Source organism: Alicycliphilus denitrificans (assembly GCF_044792555.1).
Lineage (GTDB): Bacteria > Pseudomonadota > Gammaproteobacteria > Burkholderiales > Burkholderiaceae_C > Alicycliphilus > Alicycliphilus denitrificans_A.
Window position 1 is genome coordinate 52,473 of sequence record NZ_CP126238.1, and the last position, 20,074, is coordinate 72,546.

A 20,074-nucleotide genomic window follows, 5' to 3' on the forward strand; every position below is an offset into this window, starting at 1 on the left:
GTTTTGGCGTGCAAGGCGGGCATAGGGGAAAGACTTTCAGCCTCTCAGCTCAGGCGCTTGACCCCCGGCAGTTCGCAGGCATAGATGGCGTTGCGCAGCGCGGCAATGGCCTCGTAGCGCGTGAAGCTGCGCCGCCAGGCAAGCACCACGCGGCGCATGGGCGGGGCGCTGCCGTCGCTCTCGACCACCGGCAGGTAGCGGATATGCGCGTCGTCGCTCTTGCGCCGGCGCACGCCCGTATGCAGCGCATCGCGCGGCACCGACAGGCGCGGCACCAGGGTCACGCCCATGCCGGCCGAGACCATGTGCTTGATGGTCTCCAGCGAACTGCCCTCGAAGGTACGGCGTATGCCCTCGGCATTGCTCGCATAGCGCGCGAACTCGGGGCAGACTTCGAGCACATGGTCGCGAAAGCAGTGGCCCGCGCCCAGCAGCAGCATGGTCTCGTTCTTGAGCTCCATGGCCGACACCGACTCGCGCCCGGCCAGCGCATGGCTGGCGGGCACGGCGGCCATGAAGGGCTCGTCGTACAGCGGCGCAATGGCCAGTCCGGTGTCGGGAAACGGCTCGGCCAGGATGGCGCAGTCGATCTCGCCGGTGCGCAGCATCTCCAGCAGCCGCACGGTGAAGTTCTCCTGCAGCATCAGCGGCATCTGCGGCGTGCGCGAGATGGACTGGCGCACCAGCTCGGGCAGCAGGTAGGGGCCTATGGTGTAGATCACGCCCAAGGTGAGCGGCCCGGCCAGCGGATCCTTGCCGCGCTTGGCGATCTCCTTGATCTCGGCCGCCTGCTCCAGCACGCTTTGCGCCTGGCGCACGATCTCCTCGCCCAGCGGCGTCACGCTGACATCGCCCGCGCTGCGCTCGAACAGCTTGACCTCGAGCTCGTCCTCGAGTTTTTTCACCGCCACGGACAGCGTGGGCTGCGAGACATAGCAGGCCTCGGCGGCACGGCCAAAATGCTTTTCGCGCGCGACGGCGACGATGTATTTGAGTTCGGTAAGGGTCATGTGACAAGCCTGCTGAAGCGGCCATTGTGCAATGCCGCGCGGCGCCATGCACGCAATGCGTGCTCAGAGCGTGTTCAAGGTCTCAGGCCTTCAGATAGTCGGACCTGCCACCCAGCCAGCGCGCCACATGGCGCTGGGCGAGGTCGGGGTGGCGGTCCAGCATCACCGGGGCGAGTTCACGCGCCCATTCCAGCAGCAGCTGGTCGGTGGCCAGGTCGGCAAAGCGCAGCAGCGCGTCGCCCGACTGGCGCGCGCCTAAAAATTCGCCCGGCCCGCGTATCTCCAGGTCGCGGCGCGCGATCTCGAAGCCATCGCTGGTCTCGGCCATGGCCTTGAGGCGCTCGCGCGCGGTCTCGCCCAGACGGCCGGAGTCGCCCGTGGAGTACAGCAGCACGCAGGCCGACGCCGCCGCGCCGCGCCCCACGCGCCCGCGCAGCTGGTGCAGCTGGCTCAGGCCGAAGCGCTCGGCATGCTCGATGACCATGAGCGAGGCGTTGGGCACGTCCACGCCGACCTCGATGACGGTGGTGGACACCAGCACGCCCATGCGCCCGCTCTTGAACTCCTCCATCACCGCCCTCTTCTCGGCGCCGGGCATGCGCGAGTGCAGCAGGCCCACCGTCACGCCCTGTAGCGCCTCGCTGAGCTCCACATGCGTGGCCGTGGCGTTGGACAGGTCCAGCGCCTCGCTCTCCTCGATCAGCGGGCACACCCAGTACACCTGCCGCCCCGCCGCCACCTGGGCGCCGATGCGCTCGACGACTTCGGTTTTGCGGCTGTCGGCGATGAGCTTGGTGACGATGGGCGTGCGCCCGGGCGGCAGCTCGTCGATGGTGGACACGTCCAGGTCGGCGTAGTAGCTCATGGCCAGCGTGCGCGGTATCGGCGTGGCGCTCATCATCAAGAGGTGCGGCTCCATGCCGTCATGCTGCAGCTTCTGGCGCAGCGCCAGGCGCTGGGCCACGCCGAAGCGGTGCTGCTCGTCGATCACCGCCAGCGCCAGGTTTTTGAAGCGCACCTGCTCCTGGATCACCGCATGCGTGCCCACGACCAGCGCCGCCTGGCCGCTGGCGATGCGCTCCAGCATCTCGGCGCGCACCTTCTTCTTCTGCCCGCCGACCAGCCACGCCACCTGCAGCCCGCGCGCGGCCAGCAGCGGCTCCAGCCAGCCGATGAGCTTGGCGAAATGCTGCTCGGCCAGGATCTCGGTGGGCGCCATCAGCGCGCATTGCCAGCCCGCATCCATGCACACGGTGGCGGCCAGCGCGGCGACCACGGTCTTGCCCGAGCCCACGTCGCCCTGCAGCAGCCGGTGCATGGGCACGGACCTGCCCAGGTCGTGCGCGATCTCCTCGCCCACGCGGCGCTGCGCGCCCGTCAGGCCGAAGGGCAGCGCGCCCAGCAGCTGCTCGTGCAGCGCCAGCGCGCCGGGCTGCGGGCGCAGCTCGGGCGCGCGCAGGCGGGCGCGTTCGCGCTTGGCGGTCAGTTGCGACAGCTGCTGCGCCAGCAGTTCCTCGGCCTTCAGGCGCTGCCAGGCCGGGTGGCTGTGGTCCTGCAGCGTGGCCAGCGCCACATCGGGCGTGGGATGATGCAAAAACAAGAGCGCTTCGCGCAGATTCCACAGGCGCTGCAGGCCATTTTTACTATCAAACCTGGCCAACGGCGGCTGCAGCCCCGGCGGCAGGGTCTCGGGCAGCTCCACGCGGGTGAGCGCACTGGCCACGGCCCGGCGCAGGTAGGCCTGGGGCAGCTGCGCCACCGTGGGATAGACGGGGGTCAGCGCCGCGGGCAACGCTCCTTCCGCCTTGCGGAACGCCGGGTGCAGCATCTGCCGGCCCCAGAAGCCGCCCTTGACCTCGCCGCGCACGCGCAGGCGCGCGCCCACGGCCATGGTCTTCTGGTGCGAGGGGTAGAAGCTGAAAAAACGCAGCTCGCAGCTGCCCGTGCCGTCCTCCACCGTCACCACCAGCTGGCGGCGCGGGCGCAGCTGCACTTCGCTGGCCGTCACCGTGGCCTCGATCTGCACCGTGTCGCCCTCACGCGCGTTGCGCAGCGGCGTGATGCGCGTCTCGTCCTCGTAGCGCAGCGGCAGGTGCAGGGCCAGGTCGATGTCGCGCGTGAGGCCCAGCTTGACCAGGGCCTGCTGCGCGGGGCTGGCGGGACGGGAGCGGGCGGCGGCGGATGAACATTCGGTTACGGTCACGGCAAAAAGGCTACCATGCCGTGCCGCCCACACCGCCGTATCGCCGTCCACCCCGCATGCTCAAGCGTATCCATGTGCAACACCTGACCCTGGGGATGTACCTGCACGAATTCAGCGGCTCCTGGATGGAGCACCCGTTCTGGCGCACGCGCTTTCTGCTCGAAGACCCGCAGGACCTGGTGCGCATACGCGATACGGCCATCCAGGAGGTCTGGATCGACACCGCCCGCGGGCTGGACGTGGCCGCCGGCACGACGGCGAGCTCGCGCGCCGAGGTCGATGCCCAGGTGGACGGCGATTTGCAGCGGCTGCAGCAGGCGCCGCCATCCGAGCCTCCCCTGCACGGCCCCGCGTCGATGGCGCAGGAGCTGCAGCGCGCCAGCGCGATCTGCGCCCACGCCAAGCAGGCGGTGGTTTCGATGTTCGGCGAGGTGCGCATGGGCCGCGCCATCGACGTGACCCGCGCCCAGGGCCTGGTGGACGAGATCTCCGACTCTGTCACACGCCATCCCCACGCCCTGCTGAGCCTAGCGCGCATCAAAAGCGCCGACGAATACACCTACATGCATTCGGTGGCCGTGTGCGCGCTGATGCTGGCGCTGGCGCGGCAGACCGGCATGGATGAAGACGCCTGCCGCATGGCGGGCCTGGCCGGCCTGCTGCACGACCTGGGCAAGGCCGCCATTTCGCTGGCGGTGCTGAACAAGCCCGGCAAGCTCACCGATGAAGAATTTGCCCAGATACGCCGCCATCCCGGGGCCGGCCACGCCATGCTGCGGGGTGGCGGCCTGCCGGAGCCGGTGCTCGACGCCTGCCTGCACCACCACGAAAAAGTGGACGGCACGGGCTATCCGCACCGGTTGGCGGGCACGCAGATCGGCCTGCTGGCGCGCATGACGGCCCTGTGCGACGTGTACGACGCCATCACCTCCAACCGCCCTTACAAGCGCGGCTGGGACCCGGCCGAGTCGCTGCGCCGCATGGCCGAGTGGGCGCCCCAGCATTTCGACGCCCGCCTGTTCCATGCCTTCGTGAAAAGCGTGGGCATCTACCCCGTGGGCTCGCTGGTGCGGCTCAGCTCGGGCCACCTGGGCGTGGTCACCGCGCAAGGCGGCGGCTCCCTCACCATGCCGCATGTGAAGGTGTTTTTCTCCACCCGCTCGGGCCTGCGCATCCCGCCCGCGACGCTGGACCTGTCGGCGCCCGGCTGCACGGACAGGATCGAGGGACGCGAAGATCCCGGGTCATGGCAGTTCCCAGACCTGGACGTGCTCTGGTCGGGCCTGCCGCAGCGGCCCTGGTAGCCGCCGGCAGGCACGCGCACCCGGCCACGGGGCGCGGCCGAATTTGGGACAATCACCCGCTTTTCTTGGAACGGGCCCGTCCGGCCCTCAAGCTCTTCATGCCAGCCCCCAGCACTGCCCCCCGCGCCTTCACCCTCAGCGACTTCGACTTCGAGCTGCCCGAGCTGCTCATCGCCCAGCACCCCGCGCCCCAGCGCAGCAGCTCGCGCCTGCTGGACGGGCGTGCCAGCCCGCCCACCGACCGCATCTTCCGCGAACTGCCCGGCCTGCTGGCACCTGGCGACCTGCTCGTGTTCAACGACACGCGCGTGCTCAAGGCGCGTCTGTTCGGCGAGAAGGCCAGCGGCGGCCGGCTGGAGCTGCTGATAGAGCGCGTGCTGGCCGATGGCGAGGTCGTGGCCCACATGAAGGTCAGCAAGAAGCCGCTGCCCGGCGCCACCATCCACATGGCGGGCGGCGCGGCCCGCGGCGGCTTTGACGCCACCCTGCTCTCACGCTGGCCCGACGCGCACGGCCCGCTGTTTCGCTTCCGGCTGCACGGCCCGGCGGGCGAGACGCCCTGGGAGCTGATGGAGCGCCACGGCCACCTGCCGCTGCCGCCCTACATCGCGCGCCAGCAAAACGCCGGCCATGACCCCGACGCGGCCGAGGACGCCGAGCGCTACCAGACCGTGTTCGCGCGCGCGCCCGGCGCCGTGGCCGCACCCACGGCGGCGCTGCATTTCGACGAAACCGTGCTGGCCCAGCTGGCCGAGCGCGGCGTGGAGCGCGCCAGCGTCACGCTGCATGTGGGCGCCGGCACCTTCCAGCCCGTGAAGAGCGAGAACCTGGCCGAGCACCAGATGCACAGCGAGTGGTACGAGATACCCCTGGCCACGCTGGCCGCCCTGGAGCGCTGCCGCCAGCGCGGCGCTCGCGTGGTGGCCGTGGGCACGACCACGGTGCGCACGCTCGAATCCTGGGCCCAGAGCGGCCAGACCTCGGGCGACACGCGCATCTTCATCACGCCGGGCTTTGCCTTCCAGGTGGTGGACCTGCTGCTCACCAACTTCCACCTGCCCAAGAGCACGCTGATGATGCTGGTCAGCGCCTTCGCCGGCTACGAGCACATCATGCAGCTGTACCGCCACGCCGTGGACCAGCGCTACCGCTTCTTCAGCTACGGCGACGCCATGCTGCTGGAGCGCCGCCGGCCATGAGCGCCGCGCCGGCCGGCCAGCACCAACGCTCGGCCCTGGCCGGCATCGCGCTCACGGTGGGTGCCTGCGCCTGCTTTGCGTTGCTGGACACCGCCACCAAGCTGGTGAGCGCCAGCACGCCGCTGCTGCTGGCGCTATGGCTGCGCTACCTGCTGCAGTCGCTGTTCACCTGCGCCTATGTCCTGCCGCGCACGGGCTGGCGCTGGCCGCGTACCGCCCACCCGCGCTTTCAGATGCTGCGCGCGCTGCTGTTTTCCGCCACCAGCCTGTTCGGCATCTTCAGCATCCACTTCATGCCACTGGCCGAGTTCACCGCCGTCGTGGCCGCCACGCCGCTGTGCGTGACGCTGGTGGCGGCGCTGTGGCTGCACCAGCCGGTGAGCGCGCTGCGCTGGCTGCTGGTGGCCACGGGGCTGGCCAGCGTGCTGCTCATCCTGCGCCCGGACGGCCATGCCTTCACCTGGGCCCTGGCGCTGCCGCTGTGCATGCTGGCCACCAGCACCGGCTACCAGGTGCTGAGCAGCCGCATGGCCGGCCAGGAAGACCCCGCCACCACTCAGTTCTACACCAGCTGGATTGCCGCGGCGCTGATGACGCTGGCCGCGCCCTTCGTGTGGGCCGCGATCACCGACCCCTGGGTGTGGCTGGGCCTGGTCGCCATGGGCCTATCGGGCGCGCTGGGGCACCTGCTGCTGCTGCGGGCCTATGCGCGTACCACGCCGGCCACCATCGCGCCCTTTCTCTACAGCCAGATCGCATTCGCCATGCTGGCCGGCTGGGCGGTGTACGGCCATATGCCCGACCACTGGTCGCTGCTGGGCATCTGCCTGATCGCGGCCAGCGGCGCGGCGAGCACCTGGCTGACCGTGCGCGAGACGCGTTGATGCTCCTTAAAGCGTAGCTGGTTACGCTTTACACAAAAGGGATACAGAGCCATTTCACCTCAAACGCCCGGCAGTTGACGGCGCCCAGGCGCGCGCCTATCGTGCAAGCCATGGCCGCCCCCTCGTCCCCCCGCTCGGCGCCGCAGCAGTTGCGGCGTGATGAACGCGCGGCGATCCTGCGCCGCCGGCGCCGGGCCGGCTTTGACAATGCGCGCGCGCGCCAGCTGCCCACCGTGGGGCTGGCGCTGTCGGGCGGCGGCGTGCGCAGCGCCACCTTCGGCCTGGGCCTGCTGCGCGGCCTGGCGGCGCAGGGGCTGCTGGCGCGCGTGGACTATCTCTCCAGCATCTCCGGCGGCGGCTATGTAGGCGCCATGCTGGGGCGGCTGGTGAGCGCACTCGGGCTCAAGGCGGCGCAACAGATGCTGGCCGCCGGCGGCTCGCCGGTGCTGGACTGGCTGCGCAGCAACGGCCGCTACCTGACGCCGGCGGGCTCGCGCGATGTCGGCATCCTCATCGTCAGCTACCTGCGCGCCTTCCTGGCGGTGCACATCGAGGCCTTCTTCGCCCTGGTGCTGGTGGCGCTGCTGCTGACCCTGCCGCACCTGCTGCAGCACAGCCTGGGCTTGATCGATGCCGCAGCCTGGCAGGACTGGCCCTCCTCCTGGTTCGCGCTCGCCCTGCTGTGGGCCGCGGCCCTGCTGCCCAGCCTGCTGGTGGGCTATTGGGCGGCGCCGGAAACATGCAGCCCCGAGCTGGGCACGCGCCGCCTCTACCCGGCCGACAGCTTTCTGCTAGCGGGCTTGATCGCCCTGGCGCTGCTGCTCAGCATGTTTCCCGGCAAGCCGCCGCTGCTGCAGGCCTGGCGCCAGGCCGCGCCGGTCATGCCGCTGCTGGCGCTGGCGCTGTGGTCGGCCGCCCTCGGCCATGCCAGCGCCATGGCGCACCTGGCGCTGGCCCGGGAGCCGCGCCCGCTGGCCGTGGCGCGGCTGCGCAACCGGCTCACCTACGGGCTGCGCGCTGCGCTGCTGGGCTGGCTGCTGCTGGCCTGCGCCGGCGCGCTGGACTGGGCCAGCTGGCAGCTGCTGCTGATGCTCTCCAGCACCCAGCCGCCGCAATGGGTCTGGGGCGGCCTGGGCCTGGGCGGGGCGCTGCTGCTGGCGCTGCGCGCCCTGGCGCCGGTGCTGCAGCAGCTGGCCATCCAGGCCCAGGCGCGGCGCACCCTGGCGCTGGGCCCGCAGCTGCTGAACATCGCCGGCCACCTGGGCGCCGTGCTGCTGCTGATGGCCTGGCTGCTGGCCGTGCAGTGGTGGGTGTTCGCCCAGGATCCGCTGCCGGCGGTGCGCGACTGGCCGGCCTGGCTGCGCTGGGCCATGCTGGCCCTGCTGGCGCTGGCCTGGTGGCTGGCCACGGCGCGGCTGCCGCAGGCGGCAAATGCATCGTCGCTGTCGGGCTTCTACCAGGCGCGGCTGGTGCGCGCCTGGCTGGCGGTGGGCAACCGCCGCCGCGGCCTGTGCGCCCCCTTCACCCCGGCCGACCAGCGCCTGCGCAGCGTGACCGAGGTGGCCGAGGGCGACGACATCGCTCTCACCGCGCACCGCCCGGAGGACCAGGGCGGCCCCCTGCACCTGATAGGCGCCTGCCTGAACCAGACGCACAACGACGCCTCGGGCCTGTTCAACGCCGACCGCAAGGGGCTGCTGGCCATCGCCTCGGCGCGTGCGCTGGAGGTGGGCCCGCACGAAGTGGTGCGCTGGGAGGACAACGGCGCACCCGGCTGCTCTGCCCGCACGGCCGGCACGCTGGGGCGCTGGGTGGCGGTATCGGGCGCCGCCGCCGCGCCCGGCGCGGGGGCCTATACCTCGCGCGGCTGGGCGCTGGTGATGTTCCTGCTCGGCATACGCCTGGGCCACTGGATCGCCTCGCCCCTGCCGCAGGCGCTGCCGCGCCTCAAGGACTGGCTGTGGCAGCGCGCGCCCAAGCCGCTGATGCTGTGGAGCGAGGCCCGCGCCATGTTCTTCGGCCAGGCGCGGCCCTGGTGGTACCTGTCGGACGGCGGCCATTTCGACAACACCGGCGTGTACGCGCTGATCAAGCGCGAGTGCGACTTCATCATCCTCTCGGACGCCAGCGCCGACCCCGGCTACCGCTTTGCCGACATCGAGAACCTGGTGCGCAAGGCGCGCATCGACCTGGACGCGGAGATCGAGTTCTATACGCGCCAGGAGGCCGCGCGCCTCTTGAGCCTGTCCGGCGACGGCCTGACCGTGCTCTCGCCCGACGAGCTGGCCGACAACAGCACGCGCCGCGGCGTGCTGCTGGCGCGCATACGCTACCGCCGCAGCGACCCGGCGCATGGCGAGCGCGAGGCCACGCTGCTGGTGGTCAAGCCGAATCTGCATGTGGGCCTGGATATGGATCTGCTGGCCTATGCCCAGCGCCACCCGCGCTTTCCGCACGAGTCCACGGGCGACCAGTTTTTTGACGAGGCCCAGTGGGAAAGCTACCAGCGCCTGGGCGAGGACACCGGCCAGGCGCTCTACGACCGCTGGCTCGCCCAACTGCCGGGCTGGGACCGGGTGCAGCTGCACAGGCTGGCGCTAACCCCGCGCCTGCACCAGCCGCCCGAGGTCCATCCGCCACAGCCGGCGGACGCGCAGGCCGGCGTGCCGCGCTGGCGGCGCGGCGCGGGCGCGGCGGCCATAGGCACCTCGGTGGGCCTGGGCGTGACGGGCACGCTGCTGCTGTCGCTATGGCAGGTGCAGGAGCAGCTCAACCGCGCGGCCGACAGCCAGCAGGCCGAGATCAGGCAGCTGCTGGGCGACTCGTCCAAGGAGTTGCTGGCGGCGGCCGGCTGCACACGCGTGGGCGCGCAGACGCTGGGGCATGTGGAGCAACTGCGGGCGCTCGACAGCAGCGGGCGCTTGAGCGCCGCCGAGCAGATCACCGTCACCCGGCTGCTGGAGCGCCTGAAGACCCAGTGCGAAGCCGGCCCCCCGCCGGCGCACGACTGCGGCGCGACCGAGCGCGAACACCAGAAGGATCTGTGCGACGTGGCGCAGAAGCAGCGCAGCGACAGCAACGCCTTGAGCTACTGGCACCCGCCCCAGCAGCAGCCCGATGCGGCCGCGCTCCTGGCGCCGCTGTGGGCGCAGCTGCACGGGCATCTGTCACCGCTGTGGGCGTTGCTGGCCGGCCAGGCGCGCATCGCCAGCGTGGCGACGCCGGCGCAAGGCGAGATCGTCGCGGCGGCCCCGCCTGCCGCCAGCACCATGCTGGACTGGAGCGCCGCGATCAGCACCGCCCAGGCGGCGCAGCTCAAGGCCAGCTGCCCAGCGGGCACGCGGCTCTACACGCAGATCTACGACGAGGCCATGCGCACGCGCGCCGAGCAGCTGCGCCAGCAGCTGCAGGATGCCGGGGACGGCCAGCTGCGCATCGCCCCGATCGAGAACGTGACACGCAGCGCGGCCCTGCGCCAGCAGCGCCCGCCCGTGCCCTGGCAGCAGCCGACCCTCATCGTCCACGACCCCCAGGTGGTCGACTGCGCACAATGGCTGGCGCGGGCGCTGCAACAGCGCTGGGCCGCACCGGGCGAAAGCAAGGTATTGGTCAGCGCCCTGCCCACCAACCTCAAGGGCCAGCCGAAAACCATGGAGCTGTGGCTGCCGGCACCGGCGACCGGGCAGATGGAAAAGCGCTGAAGCTGCGGCACCAGTCCTGAAAAGATAGCTGCCAACGATTTACTGGCAAGCGCTACAGGCCGATTTTTCCTAAAACGCCACCGCGCAGCCATCCTTGCGCGGATCGGATCCGGCGATGTAGACATCCCCCTGGCGCAGCACCAGCTGCGCGCCGCCGAAGGCGAACACGCCGTCGCCCGCCTCCACCGTGACCTCGTGGCCGCGCGCGCGCAATTGCTGCACCACGCCCGCATCGAAATGCGGCTCCACGGCCACGCCGCGCCCGCCGGTCACGCGCCAGCGCGGCGCATCGGCCGCGGCCTGGGGGTTCTGGCCATAGCGCAGCACGCGCAGCGCCATCTGCAGGTGGCCCTGGCTCTGCATCGGCCCGCCCATGACGCCAAAGGCCATTTGCGGCCTGCCGTCGGCATGCATGGCAAAGGCCGGAATGATGGTGTGCGACGGGCGCTTGCCCGGACCCACCTGGTTGGCATGGCCCGCAATCAGGTGGAAGCCGTGGCCCCGGTTCTGCAGGCTGATGCCCGTGCCCGGCACCACCACGCCCGAGCCGAAGCCCATGTAGTTGGACTGGATGAACGAAACCATCATGCCGCAGGCATCGGCCGCCGCCAGGTACACCGTGCCGCCGGGGCGCGGCGCGCCATAGCTGGGCGCAGCCGCGCGTGCGGGATCGATCAGGGCGGCGCGGCGCTTGAGGTAATCGGGGCGCAGCAGGTCGGCGGGCGCGACCTGCATGCAGTCGATGTCGGCGTTGTACTGCTGCAGGTCGGCCAGGGCCAGCTTCATGGCCTCGATGCTGGCATGCACGGTTTGCACATCATCCACGCCATGCGCGCCGACACCATGGGCGTCCAGCATGCCCAGCGCCATCAGCGCCGCGATGCCCTGGCCGTTGGGCGGGATCTCGTGGACCACCGAATCGCCGAAACGCTGGCTCACCGTGCCGACCCAGTCGGCCCGGTGCGCGGCCAGGTCGTCCACGGTCATCGCGCCGCCATGGGCCTGGGCGTGCGCGGCCATCTGCTCGGCCAGTTCGCCGCGGTAGAAGGCCTCGCCCTCGCTGGCGGCGATCAGCTCCAGCGTGCGCGCCTGCGCCTCGCTGCGAAAGAGCTCGCCCGCGCGCGGCGGCCGGCCCGCGGGCAGGAAGCACTCGGCAAAGCCAGGCTGGTCGCCCAGCTTGGCGGCGCCCAGCTGCCACAGCCGCGCAATCGTGGGCGACACGGGAAAGCCCTGGCGCGCGTAATCGATGGCGGGCTGGGCCAGGCGCGCGAACGGCAGTTTTCCGAAGCGCCTGGACAGCGCCACCCAGGCCGACACGGCGCCCGGCACGGTGACGGCGTTCCAGCCCTTCTCGGGAATGCCGCCGAGCCGGGCGAAATACTCGGGCGTCCACGCCGCGGGCGCGCGCCCCGAGGCGTTCAGGCCGTGCAGCCCCTGGCCATCCCAGACGATGGCGAAGCCGTCGCTGCCGATGCCGCAGCCCGAGGGCTCGACCACGGTCAGCGCCATGGCGGTGGCGATGGCCGCGTCCACCGCATTGCCGCCGGCCAGCAGCATGCGCAATCCCGCCTGCGCCGCCAACGGCTGCGAGGCGGCGACGATGTTGCGCCCCAGCACCGCGCTGCGCCGCGAGGCATAGGGCAGTGACCAATCAAGGGCTGGCGCGTTGGACATGATGTTCACTCCGGGGTGCTCTGCCGCTGGCGAAACGCGCGCGCCTGGCCGAAATGGCCATTGCCGATGAAGGGCCGGGGCGGGCGCAGCGCCGACAGCGGCGAGGGGTGGTTGGAGGTGAGCACCAGGTGCCCGCGGTCCTGCGGTATCAGCGCACGCTTGGACTGGGCGTGGCTGCCCCAGAGCATGAAGACCACGGGCCGCACACCTTCGGCCACCTGGCGGATCACGGCGTCGGTCAGCTGCTCCCAGCCACGGCCGGCATGGCTGGCGGCCTGGCCCTCCTCCACCGTCAGGCAGGTGTTGAGCAGCAGCACCCCGCTCTTGGCCCATTGCACCAGGCTGCCGCCGGGCTGCGGGAACGGCGGGAAGGGCACGCCCAGGTCGCGCTGCATTTCCTTGAAGATGTTCTGCAGCGAGGGCGGCAGGCGCACGCCCGGCGCGACCGAGAAGGCCAGCCCCTCGGCCTGGCCGCGGCCGTGATAGGGATCCTGCCCCAGGATGACCACGCGCACGGCCTCGGGCGGGGTGAGTTCGAGTGCGCGCAGCGGCCGGGGCGGGAAGATGGCGGCTCCGGCATCGAGCCGCGCGCGCAGAAAGTCCAGCAGCTCCTGGCCGCGCGCGCTGGCAAAGAAAGCATCGACCAGCGCCTGCCAGCCCGGTGCCACGGGCCAGTCGGCCGGCTGGGCGCTGCGCAGCTGGCTGGCGGCATCGGTTATTATTTCTTGCATCAAATTGGTCTCTAACGCTTATTAAACAAGCGCAAACAGCTCTTATTAAGTGAGCAATTCAGGGCTGTCGCCCACCTGATTGCGCCCCTGTCTCTTGGAGCAATACAGCTGGGCATCGGCGCGCGCCAGCAAGGCCTCGGGGCTGCTGGTGCCATCGGGAATCTGGCAGGCCACGCCCAGGCTGATGGTGACCACGCTGGCCACGGCCGAGCCGGCGTGCGCGATCCCCAGCGCCTGCACGGCCTGGCGCAGGGCCTGGGCCTTCATGGTGGCACCGGCCAGGTCGCATTCGGGCAGCAGGCAGACGAATTCCTCGCCGCCATAGCGCGCCACCAGGTCGTGCGAACGCCCGAGCTGGCCGCGCAGCGTGACGGCCACGGTGCGCAGGCATTCATCGCCGCGCTGGTGGCCATACAGGTCGTTGAACTGTTTGAAATAGTCGATGTCCAGCAGCACCAGGGACAGTGGCTTGCCGCTTCTGCGGCAGCGCCGCCATTCGGCCTGCAGCTGCTGGTCGAAATGGCGCCGGTTGGCAATGCCGGTGAGTCCGTCCATGTAGGCCAGCGCACGCAGCCGCTCGCTTTGCGCCAGCTGCTCGGTTTGGTCCACGAAGGTGGCCAGGAAATGCCCGCCAAAGACCAGCCCGCCAATGGCCACGGCGCGCAGCGCGCCGTCGCGCGTCGTGATGCGGTAGTCGCGCTCGGGGATCTGGCCGCCGTTGTGCGCCGCCTGCGCCACGGCCTCCTTCCAGGTGCGGCCCACCTGCTGGCGGTACGCCGGGTCGGGGTAGGCCTGCAGCGACCACTCGCGCAGCGTGGGGGCGCTGGCCTCGGCATGGCCGAAGTCCTGCAGGAAGCGCCGGTTGCGAAAGTAGATGCGGTGCTCCGCATCCACCATGCACAGGCCTATGGGCATATCGTTCATCAGCTGCTGCAGCACGCGCTCGGTTTCCTGCAGCTGCAGGGCCTGGCGCTTGGCCTCGGTGATGTCGTGGAGGTAGCCGTGCCAGAGCACGGCCCCGTCGTCCAGGCGCTGCGGGCTGGCCTGGCCGCTGAGCCAGCGCTCGCCGCGCCCGGGCAGCATGACGCGGTATTCGTCGCGCCAGGTCTGCAGCGACTGCGCGGACTGCCGGATGCTCTCGCTCACGCGCGGCAGGTCGGCGGGGTGGATGCGCCCGAACACCGGCGCGGCATCCGCGCGCAGCTGCTCGGCCGTAAAGCCGTAAATGTCCTGCACGCCGGCGCTGGCGTAGGGGAAATGGCTGCGCCCGTCGGCCTCCAGCTGGTATTGGTAGATCATGCCGGGCACGTTGCCCACCAGCCGGTCCAGGCGCTCCCGCAGGGCGCGCCGCTCGGTGACGTCGATCTTCGTGCCTATGAGGCGCAGCGGCCGGCCCTGCGCGTCGCGCGCGGTGACGCGGCCGCGGTCCTGCACCCATTGGTAGCCGCCGTCCTTGCGGCGCATGCGGTACATGCTTTCGTACCACGGCGCCTGTCCGCTCAGGTGGCGCTGCAATTCGGCCTGCACGCGTGCGCCGTCATCGGGGTGGATGCGCTCCAGCCAGTCCCGCGCCTGATCGCCAATGTCCTGCTCGTCATAGCCCAGCATGGACTTCCAGGTGGGCGCGTAATAGCAATGCTCGCTGGCCAGGTCCCATTCCCAGATGCCCTGGTGCGTGGCCTGCAGCACGGCGGCCCAGCGCTCCTGCATCTGGGCATCCTGGCGCGCCAGCTTGCGCTCGTGCAGCGCCAGCTCGCGCCAGCGCCGCTGCATGAAGCCCAGGGCCGCCGCCAGCGCCAGCCCCGTCAGCAGATAGGCCGCGCCCAGGGCCCAGGCCCGGGCGCGCCAGGGCGCCAGTATCGCGCCCCAGTCACGCCCGACCCCGGTCACCAGGGGCTTGTCCATGTTCAGCTGCGGCGGCGCAATGGTGCGCAGGGCCAGCAGATGGGGCGCCCCCGCGGGCATGACCGGGCCGGTCAGCAGGCTGGCGCCCTGGCCGCTGTCCAGATGGCGCCGCAGCGGCGAGCCGGGCCGGTCAAGATCGATCTCGCGCGGCCCCGTGGGGCCGGACGGGCTGGACGCCATGGCAAAGCGCAGGCCATCGCCATGGGTCAGGCCGGCCACCATGTCGGGCGCATAGCGCACCGAGGCCAGCAGGGTGGTGAATGCCTCAGGATCGAGCGTGGCCACCACCAATCCGCCCAGGGCGCCATCGGGGCCCGGCACGACCCGCGCCAGCACGATCACCCAGACCCCGAGCGTGGAGCGAAACGGCGGGCTGACCACCAGGGTGTCGGGCGCCGTGGCCGCGCGCGCCGCCGTGAAATAAGGCCGCTGGCTGACGTCCTCGCCCACCAGCTCCGCCCGGCTGCTGGCCGTCACGCGCCCGCGGGCGTCGAGCACGCTCAGGGTGCGCACGCCGACCATGGCCTCGCTGAAGGCCTGCAGGCGGTTCTGCAGCCGCTCATGCCCGCCATTGCCCTGCTGCACATAGGCCGTGAGGCTGGCCAGGGCGTGGTTGATGGCATTGAGCTGGCGCGCCAGGTTGTCGTGCAGGATGCCCGCCTGCTGGCTCAGGTGCTGGCGCTCGCGCTCCTGCACCTCCTGGCGCTCACGCCACAGCTGGGCGCCCAGCAGCACGCCCAGCAGCAGCCAGGCCAGCGCAAACCAGCCCCATTGCCGACGATGGCGCTGGTGCAGAGGGCGCACAGGCATGGCGGCAAGACCCGCGGGCCGCTCAGGCGAACAGCCGCGCCAGCGCCAGCCCCGGATCGGGCGCGCGCATGAAGGCCTCGCCCACAAGGAAGGCGTGCACGCCGGCATCGCGCAGCATGTGCACGTCCGCGGGCGCCAGGATGCCGGACTCGGTCACCAGCAGGCGGTCAGCGGGCACCTCCTTTTGCAGCTCCAGCGTGGTCTGCAGGCTGACCTCGAAAGTGCGCAGGTTGCGGTTGTTGATGCCCACCAGCGGGGTCGCAAGGCGCAGCGCGCGCTCGAGCTCGGCGCCGTCATGCACCTCGACCAGCACGGCCATGTCCAGGCTGCGGGCGATCTGCTCCATCTCGGCCATCAGGCCATCCTGAAGGCAGGCGGCGATGAGCAGCACGCAGTCCGCCCCCATGGCGCGCGACTCGTAGATCTGGTAAGGATCGACCATGAAGTCCTTGCGCAGCACGGGCAGCTGGCAGCTGGCGCGCGCCTGCTTCAGGTAGTCGGGCTGGCCCTGGAAGAACTGGCGGTCGGTGAGCACCGACAGGCAGGCGGCGCTCACCTTGCCGTCGCCCTCGGCATAGCTTTGCGCGATGTCGGCGGGAATGAAGTCGGCGCGGATCACGCCCTTGCTCGGGCTGGCCTTCTTGATCTCGGCAATCACCGCGGCCTGGCCGGCGGCTATTTTTGCGCGCAGCGCGCCCTCGAAGTCGCGCGTGAGCACGCGGCTTTCGGCATCGCGGCGCATGTCGGCAAAGGGCAGGCGCTTCTTGGCGGCAGCCACCTCCTCGAGCTTCACGTCGCAGATTTTTTTCAGGATGTCGGACATGGCCTGGTTCCTTGGGGCTGTCGGTGGGGTGGGTGGGGCGGTCAGGCCGCGAGCTGTTGCGTGTAGGCCGCGAGCTCGTGCAGCTTGGCCAGGGCCGCGCCGCTGGCCAGCGCCTGCTGCGCACGCTGCAGGCCTTCGGCAATGGAGGGCACGACACCCGCCGCATACAGCGCGGCGCCGGCGTTCAGACAGACGATGTCGTGCGCCGGGCCTTCGCCCCCCTGCAGCACCTTGAGCAGCATGGCCTTGGACTGCTCGGGGTTGTCCACGCGCAGCGCGCGCGTGCCCGCCATGCGCAAGCCGAAGTCCTCGGGGTGGATCTCGTACTCGCGCACCACGCCGTCTTTCAGCTCGCCCACCAGCGTGCCGGCGCCCAGGCTGATCTCGTCCAGCCCGTCGCGGCCGTAGACCACCAGCGCATGCTGGGCGCCCAGGCGCTGCAGCGCGCGCACCTGTATGCCCACCAGGTCCTCGTGGAACACGCCCATCAGGATGTTGGGCGCGCCGGCCGGGTTGGTGAGCGGCCCGAGGATGTTGAACAGGGTGCGCACGCCCAGTTCCTTGCGCACCGGCGCCACGTTCTTCATGGCCGGGTGGTGGTTGGGCGCGAACATGAAGCCTATGCCCACCTCCTGGATGCACTGCGCGATCTGCGCGGGCTGCAGGTGGATGTTCACGCCCAGGGCTTCCATCGCGTCGGCGCTGCCCGAGGTACTGCTGACGCTGCGCCCGCCATGCTTGCTGACCTTGCCGCCGGCGGCGGCGATGACGAAGGTGGCGCAGGTGGAGATGTTGAAGGTGCCCGCGCCGTCGCCACCCGTGCCAACGATGTCCACCAGGTGCGTGGTGTCGGCCACGCTGACCTTGTTGGAGAACTCGCGCATCACCTGCGCGGCCGCCGTGATCTCGCCAATCGTCTCCTTCTTCACGCGCAGGCCGGTGATGATGGCGGCGGTCATGACCGGCGAGAGCTCGCCGCCCATGATCATGCGCATCAGGTGCAGCATTTCGTCATGGAAGATTTCGCGGTGCTCGATGGTGCGCTGCAGCGCCTCCTGGGGGGTGATGGGGGTCATGAAGTACCTTTTATTTAATAGCTTCCCACGCTTGCTGCATAAGGATTTCAAATACTTTTCTAATTGAAATCATTTACTAACAAGCGCTGGAAGCTATTATTTTTGATCCAGGAAATTCTTGAGCATGGCGTGGCCGTGCTCGGTGAGGATGCTCTCGGGGTGGAACTGCACGCCCTCGATGGCCAGCTCCTTGTGGCGCACGCCCATGATCTCGCCGTCCTCCGTCCAGGCGGTGATCTCCAGCACCTCGGGGCAGCTGGCGCGCTCTATGGCCAGCGAGTGGTAGCGGTTCACCGTGAATTGCCGGGGCAGGCCCGTGAACACACCCTTCTCGTCGGTGGTGATGACGCTGGTCTTGCCATGCATCAGTTCCTGGGCCCGGATGATCTTGCCGCCAAAGGCCGCGCCAATGCTCTGGTGCCCCAGGCACACGCCCAGGATGGGCAGCCTGCCGGCGAAGTGCTGGATGGCGGCCACCGAGATGCCGGCCTCGGCCGGCGAGCAGGGACCGGGCGAGATCACCAACCGGTCGGGCGCGCGCGCGGCAATGCCCTCCAGCGTGATCTCGTCGTTGCGGAACACCTGCACCTCGGCGCCCAGCTCACCGAAGTACTGGACGATGTTGTAGGTGAAGCTGTCGTAGTTATCGACCATCAAGAGCTTCATGACGCCTCCCCTGGCGCGCGCAGGCGCGCGAATTCACGGTGCTCGTAGGCGATGTAGGCCTCCATCATGCTGCGGTAGATGGCCTCGATCACGTCGCTCTGGCCGCCCTCGCGCGCCGCGCGCTCGCGCACGCGCTCGACGATGGTCTCGATGCGCTCCTCGTCGCGCACCTGGTGCTCGGCCTGCTTGATGCGCGCGGCCTGCGTCATGTAGCCGCCGCGCGTGACCAGCAGCGGCACCAGGATGTCGTCCAGCGCATCGACCTGGCGGCGCACGTCCTCCATCGTGGTGCAGTGCTGTACGTTGTCTATGGCTCGTGAGATTTCGCGGGTCATTCCAGGCCTTCTTCCACCAGTTCCGCCGCGCGCAGCAGTGCGCGCGCCTTGTGTTCCGTTTCTTTCCATTCGAGCTCGGGCACCGAGTCCGCCACCACGCCCGCCGCCGCCTGCACGTAGAGCATGCCGTCCTTGACGATGCCCGTGCGGATGGCAATGGCCACGTCCATGTCGCCCGCGTAGCTGAGGTAGCCGCAGGCGCCGCCGTACAGGCCGCGCTTGGTCGGCTCCAGCTGGTCGATCAGCTCCATCGCATGCACCTTGGGCGCGCCGGTGAGCGTGCCGGCCGGGAAGGTGGCCTTGAGCACGTCCATGCTGCTCATGCCGTCATGCAGCATGCCCTCGACGTTGCTCACGATGTGCATCACATGGCTGTAGCGCTCGACCGCGAAGGCCTCGGTCACCTTCACCGTGCCGGTCTTGGCGATGCGGCCTATGTCGTTGCGCGCCAGGTCGATGAGCATCACATGCTCGGCGCGCTCCTTGGGGTCGTTGATCAGCTCCTGCTCCACCGCCCGGTCCTTCTCCGGCGTAGCGCCGCGCGGGCGCGTGCCGGCCAGCGGGCGTATCGTGACCTTGGTGCCCTCCTCGGTGCGCTCCTGGCGCACCAGGATTTCGGGGCTGGCGCCCACCACCTGAAAGTCGCCGAAGTGGTAGTAGTACATATAGGGCGACGGATTCAACGAACGCAGCGCGCGGTACAGCGACAGCGGGCTTTCGGTATAGCGCTTGTGGATGCGCTGGCCTACCTGCACCTGCATGAAGTCGCCCGCGGCAATCAAGTCCTTGGCGCGCTGCACGGCCGCCAGGTAGTCCTGCTTGGCAAAGCTGCGCTGGGCCGGGTGGCTCTCGCTGGCCTTTAGCTGCGGCGCGCTGACCGAGTACCTGAGCTGGTCCTTCAACTCGCGCAGGCGTTTCTTGGCCTTGGCATAGGCCTCGGCCTCGGCCGGATCGGCGTAGACGATGAGATACAGCTTGCCCGAGAGGTTGTCGATGACGGCCAGCTCCTCGCATTGCAGCAGCAGGATGTCGGGGCAGCCCAGGCTGTCGGGCGGGCAGGTGTTCTCCAGCTTCTTCTCGATGTAGCGCACCGCGTCGTAGCCGAAGTAGCCCGCCAGGCCGCCGCAAAAGCGCGGCAGGCCCGGACGCAGCGCCACCTTGAAGCGCTTTTGGTAGTCGGCAATGAAGTCCAGCGGATTGCCCGCATGGGTTTCCACCACCTGGCCGTCGGTCACGACCTCGGTCTTGGCGGCGCTGCCGAAACCGCTGGCGCGCAGCAGCGTGCGCGCCGGCAGGCCGATGAAGCTGTAGCGGCCAAAGCGCTCGCCGCCGACGACCGACTCCAGCAGAAAGCTGTTCCTGCCGTCGCCCCTGCCATGGGCCAGCTTGAGGTACAGGGACAGGGGGGTTTCCAGGTCCGCGAAGGCCTCCGCCATCAAGGGGATGCGGTTGTAGCCCTCCAGGGCCAGGCTTTTGAATTCCAGTTCAGTGATCACAGAGGGTTCCCAGCTCGTGCGGCGCGCCGGCTTGAGGGCGCTGGCCGCTGGTTCATTCGGGAGACGGCCCGCAGCTGCGGGCGGGGGTCACGGGGGCACGCCGGGCGCGGCCCAGGTGCGATCAAGGATTCAGGCGCGCAGGCTTGCGCCAGGGCCAGGCTCCCCGGTCGCTGCGACCCGCAATGAACGTGCGATGAACGAACATGGGCCAAAGTGTAGCAAAGGGCGGCGCCGGGGCTGTACGGCTGTTTTTTTAA

14 protein-coding genes are annotated in these 20,074 nt (G+C 70.0%); 4 read left to right on the forward strand and 10 right to left on the reverse strand.

Going from position 1 to position 20,074, the window contains the following annotated elements:
- Positions 1 to 44 precede the first annotated feature (44 nt).
- Entirely contained in the window at positions 45 to 1,010 is a 966-nt protein-coding gene (locus P7644_RS00260) for a LysR substrate-binding domain-containing protein (RefSeq protein ID WP_404301007.1), read from the reverse strand.
- An 82-nt stretch (positions 1,011 to 1,092) separates the two neighbouring features.
- Positions 1,093 to 3,213: an ATP-dependent DNA helicase RecG gene (gene recG / locus P7644_RS00265; RefSeq protein WP_404301008.1), complete on the reverse strand. Its 2,121-nt coding sequence runs from the start codon at positions 3,211 to 3,213 to the stop codon at positions 1,093 to 1,095.
- A 56-nt stretch (positions 3,214 to 3,269) separates the two neighbouring features.
- Between recG and P7644_RS00270 the strand changes: the two genes are divergently transcribed.
- The 4 genes from P7644_RS00270 to P7644_RS00285 all read left to right on the forward strand — a co-directional run bounded on the left by P7644_RS00270 (position 3,270) and on the right by P7644_RS00285 (position 10,301).
- On the forward strand, positions 3,270 to 4,517 hold the full coding sequence (locus P7644_RS00270; RefSeq protein WP_404301009.1) for an HD-GYP domain-containing protein: 1,248 nt from the start codon (positions 3,270 to 3,272) through the stop codon (positions 4,515 to 4,517).
- A gap of 98 nt (positions 4,518 to 4,615) precedes the next feature.
- Positions 4,616 to 5,716, forward strand: a complete 1,101-nt coding sequence (queA, locus tag P7644_RS00275; RefSeq protein ID WP_404301010.1) for a tRNA preQ1(34) S-adenosylmethionine ribosyltransferase-isomerase QueA — start codon at positions 4,616 to 4,618, stop codon at positions 5,714 to 5,716.
- Positions 5,713 to 6,600: a DMT family transporter gene (locus P7644_RS00280; protein ID WP_404301011.1), complete on the forward strand. Its 888-nt coding sequence runs from the start codon at positions 5,713 to 5,715 to the stop codon at positions 6,598 to 6,600. Before queA ends, P7644_RS00280 begins: the two co-directional genes overlap by 4 nt.
- A gap of 110 nt (positions 6,601 to 6,710) precedes the next feature.
- Positions 6,711 to 10,301, forward strand: coding sequence for a hypothetical protein (locus P7644_RS00285; RefSeq protein WP_404301012.1), 3,591 nt, complete (start codon positions 6,711 to 6,713; stop codon positions 10,299 to 10,301).
- Between the two features lie 69 nt (positions 10,302 to 10,370).
- On the opposite strand, the gene P7644_RS00290 is transcribed toward P7644_RS00285, so the two are convergent.
- The 8 genes from P7644_RS00290 to trpE form a co-directional block, all read right to left on the reverse strand.
- On the reverse strand, positions 10,371 to 11,975 hold the full coding sequence (locus P7644_RS00290; RefSeq protein WP_404301013.1) for a gamma-glutamyltransferase family protein: 1,605 nt from the start codon (positions 11,973 to 11,975) through the stop codon (positions 10,371 to 10,373).
- A 5-nt stretch (positions 11,976 to 11,980) separates the two neighbouring features.
- Positions 11,981 to 12,706: a uracil-DNA glycosylase gene (locus P7644_RS00295; RefSeq protein WP_404301014.1), complete on the reverse strand. Its 726-nt coding sequence runs from the start codon at positions 12,704 to 12,706 to the stop codon at positions 11,981 to 11,983.
- Positions 12,707 to 12,751: 45 nt separating this feature from the next.
- Positions 12,752 to 15,421, reverse strand: coding sequence for a diguanylate cyclase domain-containing protein (locus P7644_RS00300; RefSeq protein WP_404301015.1), 2,670 nt, complete (start codon positions 15,419 to 15,421; stop codon positions 12,752 to 12,754).
- Positions 15,422 to 15,443: 22 nt separating this feature from the next.
- Positions 15,444 to 16,244, reverse strand: a complete 801-nt coding sequence (trpC, locus tag P7644_RS00305) for an indole-3-glycerol phosphate synthase TrpC (protein WP_404301016.1) — start codon at positions 16,242 to 16,244, stop codon at positions 15,444 to 15,446.
- A 41-nt stretch (positions 16,245 to 16,285) separates the two neighbouring features.
- Complete coding sequence (gene trpD, locus P7644_RS00310) at positions 16,286 to 17,320, reverse strand: anthranilate phosphoribosyltransferase (RefSeq protein WP_404301017.1); 1,035 nt, start codon at positions 17,318 to 17,320, stop codon at positions 16,286 to 16,288.
- Between the two features lie 96 nt (positions 17,321 to 17,416).
- Positions 17,417 to 17,986, reverse strand: coding sequence for an aminodeoxychorismate/anthranilate synthase component II (locus P7644_RS00315; RefSeq protein WP_404301018.1), 570 nt, complete (start codon positions 17,984 to 17,986; stop codon positions 17,417 to 17,419).
- Complete coding sequence (locus P7644_RS00320) at positions 17,983 to 18,321, reverse strand: chorismate mutase (protein ID WP_404301019.1); 339 nt, start codon at positions 18,319 to 18,321, stop codon at positions 17,983 to 17,985. The genes P7644_RS00315 and P7644_RS00320 overlap by 4 nt, the downstream gene beginning before the upstream one ends.
- The gene (gene trpE, locus P7644_RS00325; RefSeq protein WP_404301020.1) at positions 18,318 to 19,817 is read right to left on the reverse strand and encodes an anthranilate synthase component I; all 1,500 of its coding nucleotides are present in this window, start codon (positions 19,815 to 19,817) and stop codon (positions 18,318 to 18,320) included. The genes P7644_RS00320 and trpE overlap by 4 nt, the downstream gene beginning before the upstream one ends.
- Between the last annotated feature and the right edge of the window lie 257 nt (positions 19,818 to 20,074).

What these genes read in the sequence shown, in the direction of transcription:
- P7644_RS00270 (WP_404301009.1), top strand. Translation starts at nt 3,270, where the DNA reads ATGCTCAAGCGTATCCATGTGCAACACCTGACCCTGGGGATGTACCTG.
- P7644_RS00285 (WP_404301012.1), top strand. Translation starts at nt 6,711, where the DNA reads ATGGCCGCCCCCTCGTCCCCCCGCTCGGCGCCGCAGCAGTTGCGGCGT.
- P7644_RS00315 (WP_404301018.1), bottom strand. Translation starts at nt 17,986, where the DNA reads ATGAAGCTCTTGATGGTCGATAACTACGACAGCTTCACCTACAACATC.
- P7644_RS00280 (WP_404301011.1), top strand. Translation starts at nt 5,713, where the DNA reads ATGAGCGCCGCGCCGGCCGGCCAGCACCAACGCTCGGCCCTGGCCGGC.
- P7644_RS00295 (WP_404301014.1), bottom strand. Translation starts at nt 12,706, where the DNA reads ATGCAAGAAATAATAACCGATGCCGCCAGCCAGCTGCGCAGCGCCCAG.
- trpC (WP_404301016.1), bottom strand. Translation starts at nt 16,244, where the DNA reads ATGTCCGACATCCTGAAAAAAATCTGCGACGTGAAGCTCGAGGAGGTG.
- queA (WP_404301010.1), top strand. Translation starts at nt 4,616, where the DNA reads ATGCCAGCCCCCAGCACTGCCCCCCGCGCCTTCACCCTCAGCGACTTC.
- trpD (WP_404301017.1), bottom strand. Translation starts at nt 17,320, where the DNA reads ATGACCCCCATCACCCCCCAGGAGGCGCTGCAGCGCACCATCGAGCAC.
- P7644_RS00300 (WP_404301015.1), bottom strand. Translation starts at nt 15,421, where the DNA reads ATGCCTGTGCGCCCTCTGCACCAGCGCCATCGTCGGCAATGGGGCTGG.
- P7644_RS00260 (WP_404301007.1), bottom strand. Translation starts at nt 1,010, where the DNA reads ATGACCCTTACCGAACTCAAATACATCGTCGCCGTCGCGCGCGAAAAG.
- P7644_RS00290 (WP_404301013.1), bottom strand. Translation starts at nt 11,975, where the DNA reads ATGTCCAACGCGCCAGCCCTTGATTGGTCACTGCCCTATGCCTCGCGG.
- P7644_RS00320 (WP_404301019.1), bottom strand. Translation starts at nt 18,321, where the DNA reads ATGACCCGCGAAATCTCACGAGCCATAGACAACGTACAGCACTGCACC.